The sequence below is a fragment of the Aeromonas sp. 1HA1 genome, assembly GCF_029237385.1.
In the GTDB taxonomy this organism is placed as follows: Bacteria; Pseudomonadota; Gammaproteobacteria; order Enterobacterales; family Aeromonadaceae; genus Aeromonas; species Aeromonas popoffii.
Genome location: NZ_JAACGC010000011.1, coordinates 41,201 through 61,440 on the forward strand (window position 1 = coordinate 41,201; position 20,240 = coordinate 61,440).

At 60.0% G+C, this 20,240-nt stretch carries 18 protein-coding genes and 1 pseudogene; 15 read left to right on the forward strand and 4 right to left on the reverse strand.

Features of this window, described 5'->3' with window-relative positions; genetic code table 11:
• The 5 genes from lepB (at window position 1) to pdxJ (ending at window position 4,076) form a co-directional block, all read left to right on the forward strand.
• Window positions 1–924 carry a signal peptidase I gene (lepB, locus tag GWQ22_RS05905; RefSeq protein WP_042033776.1) on the forward strand — a complete coding sequence of 308 codons (924 nt, stop codon included), beginning with the start codon at window positions 1–3 and terminating at the stop codon, window positions 922–924.
• Window positions 925–1,596, forward strand: coding sequence for a ribonuclease III (gene rnc, locus GWQ22_RS05910; RefSeq protein WP_042033775.1), 672 nt, complete (start codon window positions 925–927; stop codon window positions 1,594–1,596).
• 61 nt (window positions 1,597–1,657) lie between these two features.
• On the forward strand, window positions 1,658–2,557 hold the full coding sequence (gene era / locus GWQ22_RS05915; protein ID WP_042033774.1) for a GTPase Era: 900 nt from the start codon (window positions 1,658–1,660) through the stop codon (window positions 2,555–2,557).
• The gene (recO, locus tag GWQ22_RS05920; protein ID WP_275929737.1) at window positions 2,558–3,265 is read left to right on the forward strand and encodes a DNA repair protein RecO; all 708 of its coding nucleotides are present in this window, start codon (window positions 2,558–2,560) and stop codon (window positions 3,263–3,265) included. It abuts the gene before it with no gap.
• A 73-nt stretch (window positions 3,266–3,338) separates the two neighbouring features.
• On the forward strand, window positions 3,339–4,076 hold the full coding sequence (gene pdxJ / locus GWQ22_RS05925; protein ID WP_108535563.1) for a pyridoxine 5'-phosphate synthase: 738 nt from the start codon (window positions 3,339–3,341) through the stop codon (window positions 4,074–4,076).
• Between the two features lie 131 nt (window positions 4,077–4,207).
• On the opposite strand, the pseudogene kbaY reads toward pdxJ, so the two are convergent.
• The 4 genes and pseudogenes from kbaY to barA all read right to left on the reverse strand — a co-directional run.
• Window positions 4,208–4,333: pseudogene (gene kbaY / locus GWQ22_RS21855) on the reverse strand (tagatose-bisphosphate aldolase subunit KbaY); the annotation flags it as partial.
• Between the two features lie 25 nt (window positions 4,334–4,358).
• Window positions 4,359–5,285 (reverse strand): N-acetylmuramoyl-L-alanine amidase, encoded by a 927-nt coding sequence (locus tag GWQ22_RS05930; RefSeq protein ID WP_275929738.1) that lies wholly within the window; start codon window positions 5,283–5,285, stop codon window positions 4,359–4,361.
• A 3-nt stretch (window positions 5,286–5,288) separates the two neighbouring features.
• Window positions 5,289–5,768, reverse strand: a complete 480-nt coding sequence (locus GWQ22_RS05935; protein ID WP_042033769.1) for a DUF1456 family protein — start codon at window positions 5,766–5,768, stop codon at window positions 5,289–5,291.
• Window positions 5,769–5,899: 131 nt separating this feature from the next.
• On the reverse strand, window positions 5,900–8,611 hold the full coding sequence (gene barA, locus GWQ22_RS05940; RefSeq protein WP_275929739.1) for a two-component sensor histidine kinase BarA: 2,712 nt from the start codon (window positions 8,609–8,611) through the stop codon (window positions 5,900–5,902).
• A 153-nt stretch (window positions 8,612–8,764) separates the two neighbouring features.
• On the opposite strand from barA, the gene rlmD reads away from it, so the two are divergent.
• The 10 genes from rlmD to surE all read left to right on the forward strand — a co-directional run bounded on the left by rlmD (window position 8,765) and on the right by surE (window position 20,239).
• Complete coding sequence (rlmD, locus tag GWQ22_RS05945) at window positions 8,765–10,087, forward strand: 23S rRNA (uracil(1939)-C(5))-methyltransferase RlmD (protein ID WP_042033767.1); 1,323 nt, start codon at window positions 8,765–8,767, stop codon at window positions 10,085–10,087.
• 304 nt (window positions 10,088–10,391) lie between these two features.
• Window positions 10,392–12,602 (forward strand): GTP diphosphokinase, encoded by a 2,211-nt coding sequence (gene relA / locus GWQ22_RS05950; RefSeq protein ID WP_042033766.1) that lies wholly within the window; start codon window positions 10,392–10,394, stop codon window positions 12,600–12,602.
• Window positions 12,603–12,687: 85 nt separating this feature from the next.
• Window positions 12,688–13,485 carry a nucleoside triphosphate pyrophosphohydrolase gene (mazG, locus tag GWQ22_RS05955; RefSeq protein WP_275929740.1) on the forward strand — a complete coding sequence of 266 codons (798 nt, stop codon included), beginning with the start codon at window positions 12,688–12,690 and terminating at the stop codon, window positions 13,483–13,485.
• 140 nt (window positions 13,486–13,625) lie between these two features.
• Window positions 13,626–15,263, forward strand: a complete 1,638-nt coding sequence (pyrG, locus tag GWQ22_RS05960) for a CTP synthase (glutamine hydrolyzing) (RefSeq protein ID WP_042033764.1) — start codon at window positions 13,626–13,628, stop codon at window positions 15,261–15,263.
• Between the two features lie 89 nt (window positions 15,264–15,352).
• The gene (gene eno, locus GWQ22_RS05965) at window positions 15,353–16,654 is read left to right on the forward strand and encodes a phosphopyruvate hydratase (protein WP_042033763.1); all 1,302 of its coding nucleotides are present in this window, start codon (window positions 15,353–15,355) and stop codon (window positions 16,652–16,654) included.
• Window positions 16,655–16,833: 179 nt separating this feature from the next.
• Complete coding sequence (gene ftsB, locus GWQ22_RS05970; protein WP_042033762.1) at window positions 16,834–17,151, forward strand: cell division protein FtsB; 318 nt, start codon at window positions 16,834–16,836, stop codon at window positions 17,149–17,151.
• On the forward strand, window positions 17,144–17,830 hold the full coding sequence (gene ispD / locus GWQ22_RS05975) for a 2-C-methyl-D-erythritol 4-phosphate cytidylyltransferase (protein WP_108537346.1): 687 nt from the start codon (window positions 17,144–17,146) through the stop codon (window positions 17,828–17,830). The genes ftsB and ispD overlap by 8 nt, the downstream gene beginning before the upstream one ends.
• A 132-nt stretch (window positions 17,831–17,962) precedes the next feature.
• The gene (ispF, locus tag GWQ22_RS05980; RefSeq protein WP_275929741.1) at window positions 17,963–18,439 is read left to right on the forward strand and encodes a 2-C-methyl-D-erythritol 2,4-cyclodiphosphate synthase; all 477 of its coding nucleotides are present in this window, start codon (window positions 17,963–17,965) and stop codon (window positions 18,437–18,439) included.
• Window positions 18,439–19,497, forward strand: coding sequence for a tRNA pseudouridine(13) synthase TruD (gene truD, locus GWQ22_RS05985; protein WP_275929742.1), 1,059 nt, complete (start codon window positions 18,439–18,441; stop codon window positions 19,495–19,497). Before ispF ends, truD begins: the two co-directional genes overlap by 1 nt.
• Complete coding sequence (gene surE / locus GWQ22_RS05990; protein ID WP_108537345.1) at window positions 19,478–20,239, forward strand: 5'/3'-nucleotidase SurE; 762 nt, start codon at window positions 19,478–19,480, stop codon at window positions 20,237–20,239. The genes truD and surE overlap by 20 nt, the downstream gene beginning before the upstream one ends.
• Window position 20,240 lies beyond the last annotated feature (1 nt).

A 20,240-nucleotide genomic window follows, 5' to 3' on the forward strand; every position in this document is an offset into this window, starting at 1 on the left:
ATGGCAAGCACGTTTTCCCTGATCTTGGTGGTGGTCTGCGCGATCACCGGTGTTATCTGGTGTCTGGACAAGATGATCTGGTCCAAGCAGCGGGCCGCCAAGATTGCCATGGCCCGTGCCCATGGCGGCGCCCATCTGGATGAGAAAACCCTGGCCAAGGTTGCCCCCGTGCCGGTCTGGATCGAACAGACCGCCGGTGTCTTCCCGGTCATCACGCTCGTGCTCATTCTGCGTTCGTTCATCTTTGAACCGTTCCAGATCCCGTCTGGCTCCATGATGCCCACCCTGCTGGTGGGCGACTTCATTCTGGTACAGAAGTTTGCCTACGGTCTGCGGGATCCGGTGACCAACACCAAGTTCCTCGAGACTGGCGAACCCAAACGTGGCGATGTGGTGGTGTTCAAGTATCCGCTGGATACCCGGGTGGACTACATCAAGCGAGTGGTCGGCATGCCGGGTGACAGGGTCATCTATCGCAACAAGGAGCTGATGATCCGGCCCAAGTGCGAGGAGCAGGAAGGGAAAACGTGCCCGGGCTTCGAGAAGGTCGACGCCAAGTTTGAACAAAGGGGTGAATTTACCCAGATGGGGATCCCGCTTGACCGCTATACCGAGCAGCTGGGTGAGGTGTCCCACGGGACTCTTCGCAACCCGCTGATGCCCGATATGGTCGACCGTTATTATCGCCAGCCCGGTACTTACCCCGACGAGTGGGTCGTGCCGGAAGGTCAGTACTTCGTGATGGGTGATAACCGTGACAACAGTACCGACAGCCGTTTCTGGGGGTTTGTGCCCGAAAGGAACCTGGTCGGCAAGGCGGTCGCTATCTGGATAAGTTTTGAATTCGAGCGTGAAGAAGGCTCCCTGCTGCCAAGTTGGGTACCGACAGGTGTGCGCTTCAACCGCATTGGCGGAATCAAGTAAATGAATATCAAAATGAACAGACTGCAGTCCCGTCTCGGGCATGTCTTTCACGATCAGGAACTGTTGACCCGGGCGCTGACTCACCGTAGCGCCGGTTCCCGTCACAATGAGCGACTGGAATTTTTGGGAGACTCTATTTTGAGTCTGGTGATTGCCGATGCTCTGTTCCACCGCTTCCCGCAAGCGGCGGAAGGGGACCTCAGCCGGATGCGCGCCACCCTGGTGCGCGAGAAGACCCTGGCCGAACTGGGCCGGGAGTTTGACCTCGGGGATCACTTGATCCTCGGGCCTGGCGAACTCAAGAGCGGCGGTTTCCGTCGCGAATCCATTCTGGCCGACACGGTCGAGGCGGTGATTGGCGCCGTCTATCTGGATACTGATCTTGAGGGGGTGCGGGTGCTGCTGCTGAGCTGGTATGCCAGCCGTCTGGACGAGATACGCCCGGGCATAGAGCAGAAGGATCCCAAGACCCGCTTGCAAGAAATTTTGCAGGGAAGCCGTAAATCCCTGCCGACCTACACAGTGACCAACGTCAAGGGCGAGGCCCACAACCAGGAGTTCACCGTCCAGTGCGACGTGGAAGGCCTGGATGGTCCGCTGGTCGGGGTCGGCACCAGTCGCCGCAAGGCAGAACAGGCTGCGGCGCAGCAAGCATTGGAAAGATTGTCGTGACAGCTACTGCTGATCCAAGAAGACGCGGTCTTTCAACACAACAGGCATTGGAAAAACTGTCATGACAGATACCACTTATTGCGGCTTTGTCGCCATCGTGGGCCGTCCCAACGTGGGCAAGTCCACCCTGCTCAACAAGCTGCTCGGCCAGAAGGTCAGCATCACCTCGAAGAAACCCCAGACCACCCGTCACCGGATCCTGGGGATCGACACCGAGGAGAACCATCAGACCATCTATGTGGATACCCCGGGTCTGCACATCGAAGAGAAGCGGGCCATCAACCGTCTGATGAACCGCGCCGCCACCAGTTCGCTGGGGGACGTGGCCATGGTAGTGTTCGTGGTCGACGGTACCCACTGGACCAAGGATGACGAGATGGTGCTCGGCAAGTTGCGTCATCTGCCTTGTCCCGTGGTGCTGGCGGTCAACAAGATCGACAACGTCAAGGACAAGGAAGACCTGTTGCCCCACCTGGAGTGGCTGGGCCAGCAGATGAAGTTCTCCCATATCCTGCCCATCAGCGCCGAGAAGGGCACCAACGTGGAGAAGATCCGCGAGTGGTCCAAGGATCTGCTGCCGGAGAACAACTTCTTCTTCCCGGAAGATTACGTGACCGACCGCTCTTCCCGCTTCATGGCCTCCGAGATCATCCGCGAGAAACTGATGCGTTTCACCGGTGAGGAGCTGCCTTACTCTGTGACCGTGGAGATCGAGCGCTTCAAGGTGGAAGAGAGCGGCATCTATCACATCAACGCCCTGATCCTGGTGGAGCGTGATGGCCAGAAGAAGATGGTCATCGGCAACAAGGGTGAGAAGATCAAGACCATAGGCACAGAGGCACGCATCGACATGGAACGCCTGTTCCAGAACAAGGTGTTCCTTGAGCTGTGGGTCAAGGTCAAGGCGGGCTGGGCCGATGACGAGCGCGCCCTGCGCAGTCTCGGCTATGGCGATGACTGATTGCTGAGTCCAGCCTTCGTCATCCACAGTCGGCCCTATCGGGAGACCAGTCAGCTGGTCGAGGTGTTTACCCAGGATAGTGGCCGATTTACCCTGGTGGCTCGCGGTTCTCGCGGGCCACGCTCCCCTCTGAAGGGGCTGCTTCAACCTTTTTCCCTGCTCACCATCAGCTGGCGTGGCAAGGGTGATCTCAAGAATCTCGCCCAGGTCGAATGTCCGGATCACTCATTGCGACTCGGTGGCGATCGTCTCTTCTACGGTCTCTACCTCAATGAGCTGGTCTACTACCTGCTGGAAGCCCATACCCCCTTTCCCGAGGTGTTTGACGCCTATGCCCGTGCCCTGATGGCGCTGGCGGATGGCGAGACGCCCGAGTTGCCGCTGCGCCGTTTCGAGTTCCTGCTGTTGCAGGCGCTTGGCTATGCGGTGGACTTCGAATACGCCGCCGACGACGAGTCCGCGATCCAGCCCGAGCTGCTCTACGGCTTCGAGCGTGAATTGGGCTTTGTCGCTTGCGAGCGGGCGCCGGATCCCCGTACCCTGTTCCTCGGTGCCCACCTGCTGGCCTTCGCCGAGGGACGTTTCGATACCCCTCCCTTGCTGCAGGCGGCCAAACGTTTCAGCCGACTGGCGCTGCAACCCTATCTGGGTAAGCGTCAGTTAAAGAGCCGGGAGCTGTTTTTAAAGCGCAAAGCCAGCACACGGTGACATATGGATATCTGCGCTGGCGCCAAGGCGGCAGCAGCACAGTTAACAGATGAAGTGTTTCAAGGAGTCATCAATGAGCGAAATCTATCTGGGTGTGAACATCGATCATATCGCCACCCTGCGTAATGCCCGTGGCACCCAGTATCCGGATCCGGTGCAGGCCGCCTTCGTGGCCGAGCAGGCCGGTGCCGATGGCATTACCGTCCACCTGCGGGAAGACCGTCGCCACATCACGGACCGTGATGTCGAGGTGTTGCGCCAGACCATACAGACCAGGATGAACCTGGAGATGGCGGTGACCGAGGAGATGATCGGCATCGCCTGTCGCATCAAGCCGCACTTCGTCTGCCTGGTGCCGGAGAAGCGTACCGAGGTAACCACAGAGGGTGGTCTGGACGTGGCCGGTCAGCTCGACAAAATAATGGATGCGGTGACGCGCCTCTCGGCCGTCGGCGCCCAGGTGTCGCTGTTCATCGATGCCGACCCGCACCAGATCGACGCGGCCGCCGAAAGTGGCGCTCCCTTCATCGAGATCCACACCGGCCGTTACGCCGATGCCACCACGGATGCCGAACGCAACGCCGAGTTCAAGCGTATCGCCGCCGGCGCCTCCTATGCTGCTGGCAAAGGCTTGAAGGTCAATGCCGGCCATGGTCTGCACTACCACAACGTCAAGGCCATCGCCGCTATCCCCGAGCTCTATGAGCTCAACATCGGCCACGCCATCATAGGCCGTGCCGCCTTCGACGGTCTGAGCAAGGCGGTGAGCGACATGCGCCTGCTGATGCAGGAAGCCCGTCAGGGGATCTGACCGCCCGGCGGTGTTGCACACCGCGAGAGACGAACAAACAGGGACGCCATGGCGTCCCTTTTGATTGCAAAGCAAAGCAGAGCAGGTGCAGGGGGAGGTGTCAGCCAGACGTGCGCGTCACCCCGTGATGATCAGAGTCTGCCGCCGCTCATGCACATGCGGATCTTAGCGGCGAGCACTTCCTCCATCGCGGGTACCAGATACTGGCGCTGATCGCTCGCATCCGGGTGGGCGGCGAGGAAGGCCTGCATGGCATCCCTCTTTCATTGTCAGCAGATAGTCTCAGCCCGGCTCGGGGAAGTAACGCTCCAGCAGGGCGGTGAGGATGGCTTGGCTCTGCTCGTCGGGCTCGCCGTTGACCAGGGCGGGACGGAAATGGAGCTGGAAGGCGCGCAGGGCGGCGCGGCTCTGTTCATCCCAGGCGCCGCTTGGGGTGACCCCATAGCCGTAACGGGCGAGTTGCTGCTGCCAGGTGAGGGCATCCCAGGCGGGGGGCGGTTGTTGGCGCAGGGTCGTGACTCTGGCATCGTCGGGCCAGGCGCCGACCCCGTAGTGCAGGGCGAGCTCGCGCCAGGGGAAGTGGGGGCCGGGATCCTGCTTGCGCTCGGGGGCAGCATCGCTGTGGGCCAGCACCTGGGTTGGCGGTATCCGGTAGCGTTGCACCAGCTTCTGAGTCAGGGCGCCGATGGCGGCGATCTGCGCCTGGGTGTAAGGCTGCCAGCGCCGCAGGTGGGCGGGTAGTAGCTCATCTTCCGGCGGATAGCCCAGGTTGACAATTTCGATGCCGAGGGAGCTGGCATTGAGCCCCGCATACTGGTGCCAGCGACTGCGACCCGCATGCCAGGCGCGCTGGCTGTCGGGCACCAGCTGGTAGACGGGCAGCGGCGTCTGATCCGTGTCGCGGGGGATCAGGTAGTGGGCACTCACCTGATGGGCCGGCTCGGTCAGCAGGCGGAGGGAGTGGGCGTCGTCCTCATCCGTGTAGTGCAGGATCAGGAAGGCGATGCGTTCATTCTGGCTGGCGCTGGGATAACGGGAAGAGAGCTGATAGGGGGCAGGCTGGCAGGCGCTCAGCAGCAGTATGAGGCAGAGTGACCATAGCTGCAGCCACATGGATCTGTTCGGGTCCGACTTGAGAAGGCACGACGGCCAGCGTCGCTCACTGGCCAGCGAGAGGCGGGCTGACAGTGAGCGGATACGCTGGCCCATGACTCAGGCGCGGTACTTGGCGGTGAGGCCGATGAGGAAGTTGCGCAGGATCTGATCCCCGCAATCCTGGTAGTGCTTGTGATCCTTGGCGCGGAAAAGGGCACTCAGTTCGGACTTGGAGAGGTTGAAGTCGGCGAGCTTGAGGGTGCCGAGCATGTCCTCTTCCTTGTAGTTGAGGCCGATGCGCAGCTTGCGCAGTATCATGTTGTTGTTGATCCGGTTCGGGATCACCTGGGCCGGGGCATCTTCCCGCACACCGCGGCGCGCTATGATGAAGCCGTCGAGGAATTGGCTCAGGGCCGCATCGGGACAGGCGACATAGCCTGCTTCTTGCTCTTCCCCTTCAGCCGCTTCTTTCATCAGCCAGCTGTGCAGCTGGGCGTGAGTGACCGTCAGGTTGCCTTTGGCAAACATCTCGACCATCTGATCGTTACTGATGGTGAGGGCGTAGCGCAGACGGCGCAGAATATCGTTGTTGGTCATGTTGACTCCTGTAGAAACGGCGCAACTTTATCATCTGGCGCGCCCCGCGTCAGAAAAAGCGGGGTTGGCCCTGGCAGGAGAAGGGGGCTAGGGGTTGCTGCCAATGGCGAGCCGCCCTGCATCCCGCTCATTCAGGCGAGGTAGTCTGGCGCCTCCTGGCGCACCTGCTCCATCGCATCCTGCAATTCCAGCAATTCGGGTTCCAGCTCGCTGACCGGCACTCCGTCGCGTAGCTGCTGCTCCAGCTGGGAGAGCAGCCGTTGCAGACCAGGCACCCCGGAATAGGCGCAGCCACCGTTGAGGCGATGCAGCTGGGCCAGCACCTCGGCATCCTCCACCTGACCGGTAAGGGCCGCCTCCAGCACGGGATCCACCTCGTCGAAACTGGCCATCAGCATGGTCAGCATCTCTTTGGCGAGATCCGGCTTGCCGGCGGCCTGGCGCACCGCCAGGGGCCAGTCTATCTGCTGGTCTGCGTGGTTCTGGTGGCGACGATGGGCGAAGTCGGTGATGAGCTGGGCCAGCATGCCCTCGTCGATGGGCTTGGCCAGATAGTCATCCATCCCTTGCCTGATCAACCTCTCCCGCTCGCCGGGAATGGCGTGGGCGGTCACCGCCACGATCGGCGTCTCGGTGTTGAGGGACTGGCTGCGGATCGCCTGGGTGGCGCTGATGCCATCCATGATCGGCATCTGTATATCCATGAAGATGATATCGAATGGCTGGCTCTGGGCCAGTCTGACAGCCTCCTTGCCATTCTTGCAGACCACCACCTGGCTCACCATCTCCTTGAGCATGGCGGCGATCAGCTTGAGGTTGGCCGCATTGTCGTCCACCGCCAGCACCTTGATCGCCTGCACGCTGCGCGGGGTGGGGGCAGGCAGCGGCGCGCTCTTGGCTGGCTCGGGGGAGAGCAGGGCGTGCAGCAGCTTGCGGTGGTTCGTGGGTTTGGAGAGGCAGTGCTGGGCACCATGGGCCAGCATGGCGTCATAGAGTGAGGGCTCGTGGCTGCTGAGCAGCACTATGGTGTTCTGCTGGCCGTCCAGCCCGTCGAGGCGGGCGATCACCTGCTGCGGGGTGTGCAGTGTGCTGCTGCCGATGATCACCATGTCCTGGTTGCTCATTTCGGGCCAGATGGTGTCGATGGCGAGCGACTGCACATCCAGCTGCCACTCCGCCAGCAGGGCGCAGAGGGAGGAGTGGCTGAAGGGGTCCGGCTCCAGCAGCCAGACCCGTTTGCCCTGGATACGATCCAGCGGCAGCTTGTCGGTCTGGGGCAGGGGAGAGACGTCGATGTCCAGGCTGAAGGAGAAGACGGAGCCTTTGCCAAACTCGGATTCGAAACGGATCTGCCCCCCCATCTGCTGCACCAGCTTCTGGGTGATGACCAGACCCAGGCCAGTGCCGCCATAGCGACGCGAGATGGAGGAGTCGGCCTGGTTGAAGGCCTGAAACAGCTGGCGTTGCTGCTCTTCCGAGATACCGATGCCGGTATCGCGGATCAGCACGTTGAGCCGCACCTTGTTACCGTTGCTGGACCCGGTCTGCTCGATGCGCACGTCCACGTTGCCGCGCTCGGTGAACTTGATGGCGTTGCCGGTGAGGTTGGTCAGCACCTGCTGCAGGCGCATGGGGTCGCCGGTGAGGTAGTCCGGCACCTCGGCATCCACCTGCAGGGAGAGTTCGAGTTGCTTGTCGTGGGCGCTGGGACCGAGCAGGTGCATGGTCTCGTTGAGGGTGTCGCGCAGGCTGAACGGAATATGTTCCAGCTGCAGCTTACCCGCCTCCAGTTTGGAGAAGTCGAGAATGTCGTTGATGATGCCGAGCAGGTTGCGGGCCGACTTTTCTATGGTCTGCATGTAGTCGGTCTGGCTCGGGGTCAGCGGAGTCTTGAGCAGCTGGCGGGTGAAGCCGATGACACCGTTGAGCGGGGTACGCAGCTCGTGGGACATGTTGGCCAGGAACTCGGACTTGACCCGCGCCGCCTCCTGCGCCCGTTTCTTCGCCATGTCGAGTTCAACGTTCTGGATCTCTATTTGTTCAAGTGTCTCCCGCAGATCCGAGGTCGCCTGATCGATGTTCTGCTGCATCTCCTCGTGATATTCCGAGAGCGCCTTGGCCATGGCGTTGATGCCGTTTTTCAGCATGTCCAGCTCGCCGGTGAGCTGGCCGCTGACCCGGGTGTCGAGTCGCCCCTCCCTGATCTTGTGCACCGCTTGCACCATGTCGGTGATGGGCTGGGTCACGCTCTTGACCAGCCTAAAGCCAAACAGGGTGCTGAAGGCGACCCCGATGAGCACCACGATCACCGCAAAGAAGGTATCGCGATACTGCAGTATCATGGCCCTGTCGGTGGTCATCTGCATGGAGATGTAGCCGATCATGGGCGGTTCCACATCGCTGGGCAGCGGGAAGCCATCCATGCTGGTCTCGGCCTGGATCGGGGTGCGCAATATGATGTCGTCACCGTACAGGGTGACGCTGGTCAGCTCGGGGATCTTGCTGCCATCGGGCAGCCGCAGCCGGGTGAAGTCCCTGTGATAGTTGGACGTCACGAACAGCTGGTTGTCCTGGGTGAAGACGGCGATGGACTTGATGAACGGTGAGTTTTTGCGGTGGGTCAGGCCAATCAGCCGCTTGAGCGATTCCCGGCTGTGCTGGGTCATGCCGTATTCACTGGCAATGGCCAGCGGCTCTATGATGTTGATGCCCTGATCGATCAGGTTGTTTTCCAGCTGTTGGTAGCGGTGGAAGGTAAAATAACCGGCCATCAGGCCGCCAATGATCAGGGTCGGCAATATGGTAAAGGCCAGCACACGGGCTCGAAGGCCGTACTTGGTCATGGGAATAATCCCCCGATGAGCAGGGTGGGCAAGAGGGTACACGACAGTGGGCGGGCCCGCAGGCCGGATTTGGTCATACTATTATTCTTGTGGGACAATAGCCTGCTGCAGATTCCACAATCATGACATAGCCACCTATAGGCACCAAGTTTTATGGCCCAGTTTTTCAAACCCCAAAAGAAATCCACCCAGCCCCAACGTATTGAATTTACGGTAGACAGCCTGGATCACCACTGCGTCGGTATCGGCCGTCATCAGGGCAAGGCGATCTTCATCGAAGGGGGGCTGCCCGGTGAGCAGGTCAAGGCCCGCATCCTCGAAGACAAGAAGCAGTATGCCCATGCCGCGTTGCAACAGGTAGTGACCCCGGCGGCCAATCGCATCGCCCCTTTCTGCGGCCACTACCGCGAGTGTGGCGGTTGCAATGCCCAGCATCTTGGCGAGGCGGATCAGCAGGCCACCAAAGAGGCCGGGCTGGTCAGCCTGTTCGAGCGGTTGGGGCAGATCAAGGCGCCAGCGCTGGAGCCCGTGTTGACAGGGGAGTCTCGTGCTTACCGCCGGGTCTGCCGGCTGGCCATCAAGTTTGACAAGAATGGCCGCTGCACCCGGGTCGGTTTTCGTCGTCGCCAATCCAATGACCTGGTGGAGATTGAGGGGTGTCCCGTGCTGGCCGAGCCGCTCTCTGCGCTCATAGCGCCGCTGCGCGAGTGCCTCAATCGCCTCAAGAGCCAGCGTGAGCTGGGCCATGCCGAACTCATTCAGGCCGAGCAGGGGATCATGATGCTGCTGCGCCATACGGGTCGCCCCAACGAGGCGGATCTCGCCCTGCTGGTGGCGTTTGCGAAGGCACAGGGGATAGACCTCTATCTGCAGGCTGCCGATGAACGCATCGAGCCGTTGCACCACGTATTCCAGCCATCCTACTCACTTGATGGCCTGTCTCTTGCATTTGCTCCCGGTGACTTCATTCAGGTCAATGGCCCCATCAACCAGCGCATGGTGACCCAGGCGTTGGCATGGCTCGGGGCAAGCAAGGATGACAAGGTGCTGGATCTGTTCTGCGGCATCGGCAACTTCACCCTGCCACTGGCCCGTCAGGCCCGCGAAGTAGTGGGAGTGGAAGGGGATCTGGCCATGGTGGCCCGCGCCGAGGAGAACGCCCGTCGCAATGGCATCGACAACGCCCGTTTCTACAAGGCGGACTTGAGCGGTGACATAGTCGGCATGTCCTGGGCACGGGAAGGGTTCGATCTGGTATTGCTGGATCCAGCCCGCCCCGGTGCGTTGGAGGTGATGGGTCACGTCGTGAAACTTTCACCCAAGCGAGTGGTCTACGTTTCCTGTAACCCGGTCACCCTGGCCCGTGACAGTCGGGTGCTGGTGAAAGGGGGCTATCGACTGGTGCGTCTGGGGATGCTCGACATGTTCCCCCACACGGGTCACCTGGAGTCCATGGCCCTGTTTGAGCGGGAGTAAACGAGGTCATTCACGGCCTAACCAAGGGTGAAGGAACTCAGTCATCCTACCCCTTGGTCTGACGTGTTGGGGGGCGGATATGTTCTTTTAATCCGGTATATCCGGAGTCCGTTAGGCTGTTGGAGCCTGAGTGATTGGGGTAATCTAGCCCCTCGTAAATCGGCTGGGCCTGTTGGAGAACTCTATTGTCTTTATTGACAATATGCCTTGAAAAGTTCTCCAGATATCCCCATCTGAGGCAGTCTCATCAGGTGAGGGGGAGGAAGCGGCAGCTTTCGGCCCAATAATTTAAAGGATTGATACCATGGTTGCGGTTCGCGATATTCATTTGAAAGACAACTTCACCCTGGAAGAGTGGGTCAGCTCGCTCACCCTGAGTGACAGTGACAAGGATCAGTTGCGAACCGTCTATCAGTATTGTCTGACGCTTGGTGACGAGGCGCTCACCAACCGTCTGCTGGTGCGTGGTGTCGAGATGGCGGGCATTCTGCTGATGCTCAGCATGGATCTCGGCACTCTCAAGGCTGCCATCATCTACCCCTTCGTCGAAGCCGGCCTCATCAGCCAGGAGCGGATGGACGAAGACTTCGGCCCCAAGATCGCCAAGCTGGTGGAAGGGGTGCTGGAGATGGAGGCCATCCGCTCCCTGCAGACCTTGCACCGCAGCGAGACTTCGCCGGAGCAGGTCGACAACGTGCGGCGCATGCTGCTCGCCATGGTCGAGGATGTGCGCGCCGTGGTCATCAAGCTGGCGGAGCGTATCGCCTGCTTGCGTGAGGCCAAGAAGGCGGATGAAGAGACCCGGGTGCTGATGGCCCAGGAGATCACCAACATCTATGCGCCGCTCGCCAACCGGCTCGGCATTGGTCAGCTCAAATGGGAGCTGGAAGATCTCGCCTTCCGTTACCTGCACCCGGACACCTACAAGCAGATTGCCAAGCAGCTCGACGAGAAGCGCCTCGATCGGGAGCGCTACATCCGCGAGTTCGTGCAGTCCCTGCGCGACGGGCTCAAAGAGGCCGGGGTGGAGGCGGAAGTGTATGGCCGCCCGAAACACATCTACAGCATCTGGCGCAAGATGCAGAAGAAGCACCTCGAATTCAACGAACTGTTCGACGTGCGTGCGGTGCGGGTGGTGACCAAGCGGCTGCAGGATTGCTACGCGGCGCTCGGCATAGTCCATACCCACTTCCACCATATTCCCCGCGAGTTTGACGATTATGTCGCCAACCCGAAACCCAATGGTTACCAGTCCATCCACACTGTCGTGGTGGGGCCCGAGGGCAAGACGGTGGAGATCCAGATCCGTACCGACCAGATGCATCAGGATGCCGAGCTTGGCGTGGCTGCTCACTGGCGTTACAAGGAAGGGGCTCAGGCCGCCAACAAGGCCAACAACTTTGAAGACAAGATCGAGTGGCTGCGCAAGCTGCTCGCCTGGCAGGAGGATCTCTCCGAAAGCGGCTCCCTGCTCGAGGATCTGCGCAGTCAGGTGTTCGAAGACAGGGTCTATGTGTTTACCCCGAAAGGGGATGTCATTGATCTGCCGGCGGGGGCCACCCCGCTCGACTTCGCCTATCACGTGCACAGCATGATCGGCCACCGCTGCATCGGCGCCAAGATTGACGGCCGCATAGTGCCGTTCACCTATGCGCTGCAGACCGGCGACCAGGTGGAGGTGATCACCCAGAAGGAGCCGAATCCGAGCCGCGACTGGATGAACCCCAACTCGGGTTTCCTGCGCTCCAGCCGGGCGCGGGCCAAGGTGGCCACCTGGTTCAGAAAGCTGGATCGGGACAAAAACATAGCCGCCGGCAAGGAACTGCTGGAGAAGGAGCTGGACAGGCATAACCTGACCCTCTCCAAGGTGGACAAGGTGGTTCTTGAGCGTTTCCACGCCGAGGAGCTCGAAGACCTGCTGGCCGGTATCGGCAGTGGCGATATCCGCATCAATCAGCTGCTCAACTACCTGGACACCCGTTACAACAAGCTGACGGCGGAGGAAGAAGATCGCCGTGTGCTGGAAAAACTGGAGCAGAAGGCCAATACCCCGTTCCGGCCCAAGCCCAAGGATCACATAGTCGTGGAAGGGGTCGGCAATCTGATGACCCATATCGCTCGCTGCTGCCAGCCTATCCCCGGTGACACCATTCAGGGGTTCATCACCATGGGGCGCGGGGTGTCTATCCACAGGGATGATTGCGAGCAGCTCAAGGAGCTCTCTCGTCGTAACCCGGAGCGGTTGATCGACGCCGTATGGGGGGAGAATTACTCCGGTGGTTATGGCCTAACCATCCGCATTCTCTCCAACGATCGCTCGGGTCTGCTGCGAGACATCACCACAGTGCTGGCCAACGAGAAGATAAACGTAATGGGAGTGCGTTCGCGCTCTAACGTGCGCGAGCAGACTGCCGAGATCGACATGGAGCTGGAGATTTACAACATCAACGCCTTCAACCGGGCGTTGGCCAAGCTCAGCCAGCTCAATGACGTGATCAGCGCCAAGCGCCTCTGATTGTCATCAAGAACCAACCCGTGACCGACCGCTAGGTCGGTCACTGTTTTCCCCCTGTGGTACGAATCAAAAAGCGAATCATCCCATGCCCCCACGTTACGACCTGCCCCAACTGCTCGATATCATGTCTCGCCTGCGTGACCCGCAACAGGGTTGCCCCTGGGATCTCAAGCAGAGCTTTCAGACCATAGTGCCGCACACCCTGGAAGAGGCCTATGAGGTCGCCGATGCCATCGAAACCAGTGATTGGCAGGGATTGAAGGGGGAACTCGGCGATTTGCTGTTCCAGGTGGTGTTTTACGCCCAGCTGGGCAAGGAGCAGGGGCTGTTCGATTTCGCCGATATCGTGGATGCGGTGAGCGAAAAGCTCATTCGCCGCCACCCCCATGTGTTTTCCGATGCAGATCTCGGTGACGAGCAGGCGGTGAAGGTGAACTGGGAGGCCGAAAAGGCCAAAGAGCGGGCTGCGCTGGATCAGCAGAGTGTGCTGGATGACATACCGCTCTCGCTGCCAGCCCTTACCCGTTCGGCCAAGATCCAGAAGCGCTGTGCCACGGTTGGTTTCGACTGGAAGACGCTGGGACCTGTGGTAGACAAGATCCACGAAGAGATCGACGAGGTAATGGAAGAGGCGCTGATGGCCGATGTGGACGAAGCGCGGGTGAGCGATGAGCTCGGCGATCTCTTGTTTGCTACCGTCAACCTGGTACGTCATCTTGGCAAGGATCCGGAGCAGGTGCTGCGGGGTGCCAATACCAAGTTCGAACGTCGCTTTCGTCTGGTTGAGCAGTTTATCGCCGCGGAAGGGCTGAAAATGACCGATTGTTCACTGGAAAAGCTGGATGCAGCCTGGGACAAGGCCAAGGAAACCGAACAAAGTTGATTTGGCGCAAGATGAGGGGGCGGGGAGCCTGATAGATTTTTGTTCATTGTTTGGGAGAGGGGGTTTTGGTATACTGTTTCCCCGTCCTGCTTCATCCCCGAAGCACCCCTTAAATTCCCTAAACTTCTTTCAGGTTCAGCATGACGACAAAATATATTTTTGTAACTGGTGGCGTTGTTTCATCCCTCGGCAAAGGCATTGCCGCAGCTTCTCTGGCAGCCATTCTGGAAGCCCGTGGTCTGGATGTGACCATCATGAAACTGGACCCCTATATCAACGTGGATCCGGGCACCATGAGCCCGACCCAGCACGGTGAAGTGTTCGTAACCGAGGACGGGGCCGAAACCGATCTGGATCTGGGCCACTATGAGCGTTTCATCCGCACCAAGATGACTCGCCGCAACAACTTTACCACTGGTCGCATCTACGCCGACGTGCTGCGCAAAGAGCGCCGTGGCGACTATCTTGGTGCCACCATTCAGGTCATCCCGCACATCACTAACGCCATCAAGGAGCGGGTGATTGCCGGTGCCGAAGGTCATCAGGTGGCCATCGTCGAAGTGGGCGGTACCGTGGGCGATATCGAGTCCCTGCCGTTCCTTGAGGCCATTCGTCAGCTGGCTGCCGAAGTGGGTCGCAACAGCGCCATGTTCATGCACCTGACCCTGGTGCCTTACCTGGCCGCTGCCGGTGAAGTGAAGACCAAGCCGACCCAGCATTCCGTGAAAGAGCTGCTCTCTATCGGTATCCAGCCGGATGTGCTGATCTGCCGCTCCGACCGCGCCATTCCGGCCAATGAGCGTGCCAAGATTGCCCTGTTCTGCAACGTGCCCGAGCGCGCCGTCATCTCCATGAAAGACGTCGACTCCATCTACAAGATCCCGGCTCTGCTCAAGTCCCAGAATCTGGACTCCTATTTCACCGAGCGTTTCGGTCTGGAGTGCAAGGAGGCTGACCTGTCCGAGTGGGAGCAGGTGGTCTTCGAAGAGGCCAACCCGACTGCGGAAGTGACCATCGGTATGGTCGGCAAGTATGTCTCCCTGCCGGATGCCTACAAGTCCGTCAACGAGGCGCTCAAGCACGGTGGTCTCAAGACCCGTCTCTCCGTCACCATCAAGTACATCGACTCCCAGGACATCGAGACCCGTGGCGCCGAGCTGCTGGAAGGCCTGGATGCGATCCTGGTACCAGGTGGATTCGGTGAGCGCGGCGTGGAAGGCAAGATCCAGGCGGCCCAGTATGCCCGTGAGAACAAGATCCCTTATCTGGGTATTTGCCTCGGCATGCAGGTTGCCATGATCGAATTTGCACGCAACGTGGCGGGCATGACAGGGGCTCACTCCTCCGAATTCAAGAAAGATTGCGCCTATCCGGTCGTCGGTCTCATCACCGAGTGGGTGGATGACGAAGGCAACGTCGAGACTCGTACCGAGAAGTCCGATCTGGGCGGCACCATGCGTCTGGGCTCCCAGCTCTGCCACCTGGTCGACGATTCCAAGGTGCGTCAGATGTACGGCAGCCCGACCATTTACGAGCGCCACCGTCATCGTTACGAAGTGAACAACAAGCTGCTGCCGCAGATTGAAGCGGCAGGTCTGAAAGTGACCGGTCTCTCCGCCGACAAGAAACTGGTGGAAATCATCGAGATCCCGGATCACCCCTGGTTCGTGGCGGCGCAGTTCCACCCGGAGTTCACCTCGACTCCCCGTGATGGCCACGCCCTGTTCGCCGGTTTTGTGAAGGCGGCAGGCGAGTATCAGAAGCGTAATCTGAAGTAATTTAAAATAAATGCGGTTGAGGCTCTGTGCCACAGCCGCTTTTTTTGGCATATTTTTGTTGTTTTTTTACGAAACCTGAGGAAATACACATGTCCAAGATCGTTAAAGTGATCGGTCGTGAAATCATCGACTCCCGTGGTAACCCGACCGTTGAGGCCGAAGTTCACCTGGAAGGTGGTTTTGTTGGTATGGCAGCCGCGCCGTCTGGCGCGTCCACCGGTTCCCGCGAAGCGCTGGAACTGCGTGACGGCGACAAGAGCCGTTTCCTGGGTAAAGGCGTTCTGAAAGCCCTCGCCGCCGTCAACGGCCCGATCGCTCAAGCTCTGCTGGGTAAAGATGCCAAAGACCAGGCTGCTATCGACCAGATCATGATCGACCTCGACGGCACCGAGAACAAATCCAAGTTTGGCGCTAACGCCATCCTGGCTGTTTCCCTGGCCAACGCCAAAGCCGCCGCCGCTGCCAAAGGCCTGCCGCTGTACGCTCACATCGCCGAGCTGAACGGCACCGCCGGTGTTTACTCCATGCCGCTGCCGATGATGAACATCATCAACGGTGGTGAGCACGCCGACAACAACGTCGACATCCAGGAGTTCATGATCCAGCCAGTTGGCGCCAAGACCCTGAAAGAAGCCGTTCGCATGGGTGCCGAAGTGTTCCACAACCTGGCCAAAGTGCTGAAGTCCAAGGGCTACAACACTGCTGTGGGTGATGAAGGTGGTTTCGCTCCCAACCTGAAATCCAACGCCGAAGCGCTGGAAGTGATCGCTGAAGCCGTTGCCGCTGCTGGCTATGTACTGGGTAAAGACATCACCCTGGCCATGGACTGCGCAGCTTCCGAGTTCTACGACGCCGAGAAGAAAGAGTACAACCTGAAGGGCGAAGGTCGTATCTTCACCTCCAACGAGTTCTCCGACTACCTGGCTGACCTGACCACCAAGTTCCCGATCGTCTCCATCGAAGATGGCCTGGACGAATCTGACTGGGACGGTTTCGCTTACCAGACCAAAGAGCTGGGTAAGAAAATCCAGATCGTGGGTGACGACCTGTTCGTAACCAACACCAAGATCCTGAAGCGCGGCATCGACAACGGCATCGCCAACTCCATCCTGATCAAGTTCAACCAGATCGGTTCCCTGACCGAAACCCTGGCTGCCATCAAGATGGCCAAAGACGCTGGCTACACTGCCGTCATCTCCCACCGTTCCGGTGAGACCGAAGACGCGACCATCGCCGACCTGGCTGTTGGTACCGCTGCAGGCCAGATCAAGACCGGTTCCATGAGCCGTTCTGACCGTGTTGCCAAGTACAACCAGCTGATCCGTATCGAAGAAGCTCTGGGTGCCAAAGCTCCGTTCAACGGTCTGAAAGAAGTGAAAGGCCAGGCTTAATTTCAGCCCGCCCTTAATCTGCTCAAAGCCCCGCCAATATGGCGGGGCTTTTTCGTTTCCGTCATCGCCGGGCGCCGTTTCTGCATTTTTTATTCCGGCCCTGCCCATCCGGGACACAGGCTTCCTTTTGTCTTGCCTGCGAATATGGGAAACTAGGCCGCTTGAAGGAGACTCAGTGCATGCGGCTACTCACTCTTATCCTGCTCTTCCTGTTGGGAGGGCTTCAATATGACCTCTGGCTGGGGAAGAATGGCCTGTCCGATTATCACGAATTGTCCGACGCCATCTCCCGGCAGCAGCAGGACAATCTGGTACTCAAGGACCGCAACGACCTGATTTATCGCGAGATTGACGATCTGACCTCGGGTCTTGAAGCCATAGAGGAGCTGTCGCGCAACGATCTCGGCTACATCAAGCAGAGCGAGACCTTCTACCGGATCATCCCCAAGGATAAGGACAAGGGCTCCAGCTCGGGAGATGCAGCCTACGATGACTGATCGCCAGACCGGGCTGACCGCCATAGTCCCCGCCGCCGGGATTGGCAGCCGGATGGGCGCCGATTGTCCGAAACAGTATCTGCAACTGGCGGGACAGACCATTCTCGAGCATACCCTCGGCGCCCTGCTGTCTCACCCGGCCATCACCCAGGTGATAGTGGCGCTGGCTCCTCACGATCGCTGGTTTGATGCCCTGCCCGTTGCGACAGACCCGCGTGTCCTGCGGGTAGAGGGGGGCGCCGAGCGCGCCTTTTCCGTTCTCAATGCGCTGCACTTGGCAGAGGGGGAGTGGGTGCTGGTGCACGATGCCGCCCGTCCCTGTCTGACCCACGGCGACCTTGACCGGCTCATCGCCACCGCCATCCCGTGTGGTGGCGCCATTCTGGGTAGCCGGGTGCGCGACACCATGAAGCGTTCAGACGCCATGGGCAACATACTCGGCACCGTCGATCGCGAGCAGCTCTGGCATGCCCTGACGCCGCAGATGTTCCCCAGCCGTACCCTGTTGCGGGCGCTGGAGGAGGGGCTGGCCTTGGGGGCCATCATGACCGACGAGGCCTCTGCCATGGAGCGTGCCGGTTTCACCGTGCGCATGGTGGAAGGGCGTGCCGACAATATCAAGGTGACCCGGCCGGAGGATCTGTCCCTGGCGGGGCTGTTTTTAAGCCAGCAGGCATAAGCTCCTCAGTCAGAACAGACTGTCTCGAACAAACAGGCCCGAACAAGGAGTTAGCATGATCCGGATTGGACATGGTGTGGACGTACACAAAATTGATGGGGTTGGTTTCAGCATGTTGGGAGGTTGCAGCTGATGATGCGCATTGGTCATGGTTTTGATGTACACAAATTTGGTGGGGTTGGTCCCTGCATGCTGGGTGGCGTCGCTGTGCCGTACGAACAGGGCCTGCTGGCCCACTCCGACGGCGATGTGGTGCTGCACGCGGTGAGCGATGCCCTGCTGGGCGCCATCGGTGCCGGTGATATAGGCCGCCACTTTCCCGATACCGCCGCGCAATTCAAGGGGATCGACAGCCGGATCCTGCTACGGGACGTATTTGCCCGAGTAAAAAAGGCAGGCTATGTCATCGGCAATCTGGACGTGACCATCATAGCCCAGGCCCCCAAGATGGCACCCCATATCGACGCCATGTGCGCCGTGCTGGCCGCCGACCTGATGTGTGATTTGCACCGTGTGAATGTCAAGGCGACTACCACAGAACAACTCGGGTTTACGGGGCGCAAGGAAGGGATCGCCACCGAAGCCGTCGTCTTACTGGTGAAACAATAATGTTGGAACAACTCAGTTATCTGCACGGGGCGCCCACCGCCCGTGGCATTCTCAAGGCCGAGGCCAGTGATTTCGTGGTGGTTGAGGATCTTGGCTTCGAGCCCTGTGGCGAGGGTGAACACATTTTCGTGCGGGTGCGTAAAACCGGCGAAAACACCGCCTGGGTGGCGGGCCTGCTGGCCGATGCGGCCGGGGTCAATCGCAACGCAGTGACCTGGGCTGGCCTCAAGGATCGCCACGCCGTGACCGAGCAGTGGTTTGGCATTCACCTGCCAGGCAAGAGTGAGCCGGACCTCTCGGTCATCCAGAGCGATAGCATCCAGATCTTGCAAGCCAGGCGCCATAACCGCAAATTGCGGGTTGGTTACCTCAAGGGCAACCACTTCACCCTGCGTCTGACCGGGCTGGAACAGGCCGAGGGACTGGCGTCACGCCTACAGGCTATCGCCAGCCAGGGGGTGCCGAACTATTACGGTGAGCAGCGTTTTGGCCGTGGTGGCAACAACCTGGAAGCGGCCAAGGCGATGTTTGCCGGCAAGCGGATCCATGATCGCAACAAGCGCTCCCTCTACCTCTCTGCCGCCCGCAGCATGCTGTTCAATGCCATTGTCAGCACCCGCATCGAACAGGGGCTGGCTCACCAGCTGCTGGCCGGTGATTGCGTGATGCTCAAGGGCAGCCACTCCATCTTCAGCGAAGAGCTGCTGACCCCTGAGCTCGAGGCCCGTCTCGCCTCCGGTGATGTGCAGCTGACCGCCCCCCAATGGGGTCGTGGCCGGCTGGCGAGCCAGGGGGCGGCCGCCGAGTTCGAGCAGGCCGTGCTGGTGCCTTACCGCGACTGGTGCGACGGCCTGGAGAAGGCTGGCCTGGAGCAGGACCGTCGTCCGCTCCTGCTCAAGCCGGGGCAGATGAGCTGGCAGCTGGACGACGAGGCGTTGACCCTGTCGTTCTTCCTGCCGGCCGGCGCCTTTGCCACCAGTGTGGTACGCGAATTAATGCAGGCCGAAGAGGCCGATCATGGTTTCAGGAATCAGTCCGATGCGAATTCTGGTCAGTAATGACGATGGGGTGCATGCCGAGGGGATCCGTGCCCTCAGCGATGCGTTGACGGCCTGCGGCGAGGTCATCGTTGTCGCGCCGGATCGCAACCGCAGCGGCGCGAGTCACTCCCTGACGCTGGAGGTGCCGCTGCGGGTTACTCGCCTCAGCGAAACCGGCTTTAATGGGATCGAGAGCTATGCGGTGAAGGGAACGCCGACTGACTGCGTGCATCTGGCGGTCAACGAACTGGTGCGCCCTGAACCCGACATGGTGGTGGCGGGCATCAACCACGGTGCCAACCTGGGGGATGATGTCATCTACTCTGGCACGGTCGCGGCGGCTACCGAAGGGCGTCACCTCGGCTTTCCCTCGCTGGCCATCTCGCTGGTAGGCAAGACCCACTTCGCCAGCGCGGCCCACTATGCGGCCCTACTGGTGAAGGGCATGATGGTGCACCCGCTGCCCGCCGATCAGATCCTCAACGTCAACGTGCCGGACTTGCCCCTCGAGCAGATCAAGGGGATCAGAGTGACTCGTCTTGGCAATCGTCATCGGGCGGAGTCGGTGATCCGTACCGAGGATCCCCGTGGTCAGCCCATCTACTGGATAGGCCCCCCCGGCAGTCAGCAGGATGCGGGAGAAGGCACGGATTTTGCCGCCATCGAGCAGGGCTACGTCTCGATCACCCCCCTGACCATCGATATGACTGCTTACAGCAGTCTGGCGGGTCTGGGGGCTTGGTTAGACCTGCAGGGATGAA

Coding starts and splice junctions, on each gene's coding strand:
- relA (WP_042033766.1), top strand. CDS start 10,392: ATGGTTGCGGTTCGCGATATTCATTTGAAAGACAACTTCACCCTGGAA.
- pyrG (WP_042033764.1), top strand. CDS start 13,626: ATGACGACAAAATATATTTTTGTAACTGGTGGCGTTGTTTCATCCCTC.
- lepB (WP_042033776.1), top strand. CDS start 1: ATGGCAAGCACGTTTTCCCTGATCTTGGTGGTGGTCTGCGCGATCACC.
- eno (WP_042033763.1), top strand. CDS start 15,353: ATGTCCAAGATCGTTAAAGTGATCGGTCGTGAAATCATCGACTCCCGT.
- GWQ22_RS05930 (WP_275929738.1), bottom strand. CDS start 5,285: ATGGGCCAGCGTATCCGCTCACTGTCAGCCCGCCTCTCGCTGGCCAGT.
- truD (WP_275929742.1), top strand. CDS start 18,439: ATGTTGGAACAACTCAGTTATCTGCACGGGGCGCCCACCGCCCGTGGC.
- ispF (WP_275929741.1), top strand. CDS start 17,963: ATGATGCGCATTGGTCATGGTTTTGATGTACACAAATTTGGTGGGGTT.
- ispD (WP_108537346.1), top strand. CDS start 17,144: ATGACTGATCGCCAGACCGGGCTGACCGCCATAGTCCCCGCCGCCGGG.
- surE (WP_108537345.1), top strand. CDS start 19,478: ATGCGAATTCTGGTCAGTAATGACGATGGGGTGCATGCCGAGGGGATC.
- pdxJ (WP_108535563.1), top strand. CDS start 3,339: ATGAGCGAAATCTATCTGGGTGTGAACATCGATCATATCGCCACCCTG.
- mazG (WP_275929740.1), top strand. CDS start 12,688: ATGCCCCCACGTTACGACCTGCCCCAACTGCTCGATATCATGTCTCGC.
- era (WP_042033774.1), top strand. CDS start 1,658: ATGACAGATACCACTTATTGCGGCTTTGTCGCCATCGTGGGCCGTCCC.
- GWQ22_RS05935 (WP_042033769.1), bottom strand. CDS start 5,768: ATGACCAACAACGATATTCTGCGCCGTCTGCGCTACGCCCTCACCATC.
- ftsB (WP_042033762.1), top strand. CDS start 16,834: ATGCGGCTACTCACTCTTATCCTGCTCTTCCTGTTGGGAGGGCTTCAA.
- rnc (WP_042033775.1), top strand. CDS start 925: ATGAATATCAAAATGAACAGACTGCAGTCCCGTCTCGGGCATGTCTTT.
- barA (WP_275929739.1), bottom strand. CDS start 8,611: ATGACCAAGTACGGCCTTCGAGCCCGTGTGCTGGCCTTTACCATATTG.
- rlmD (WP_042033767.1), top strand. CDS start 8,765: ATGGCCCAGTTTTTCAAACCCCAAAAGAAATCCACCCAGCCCCAACGT.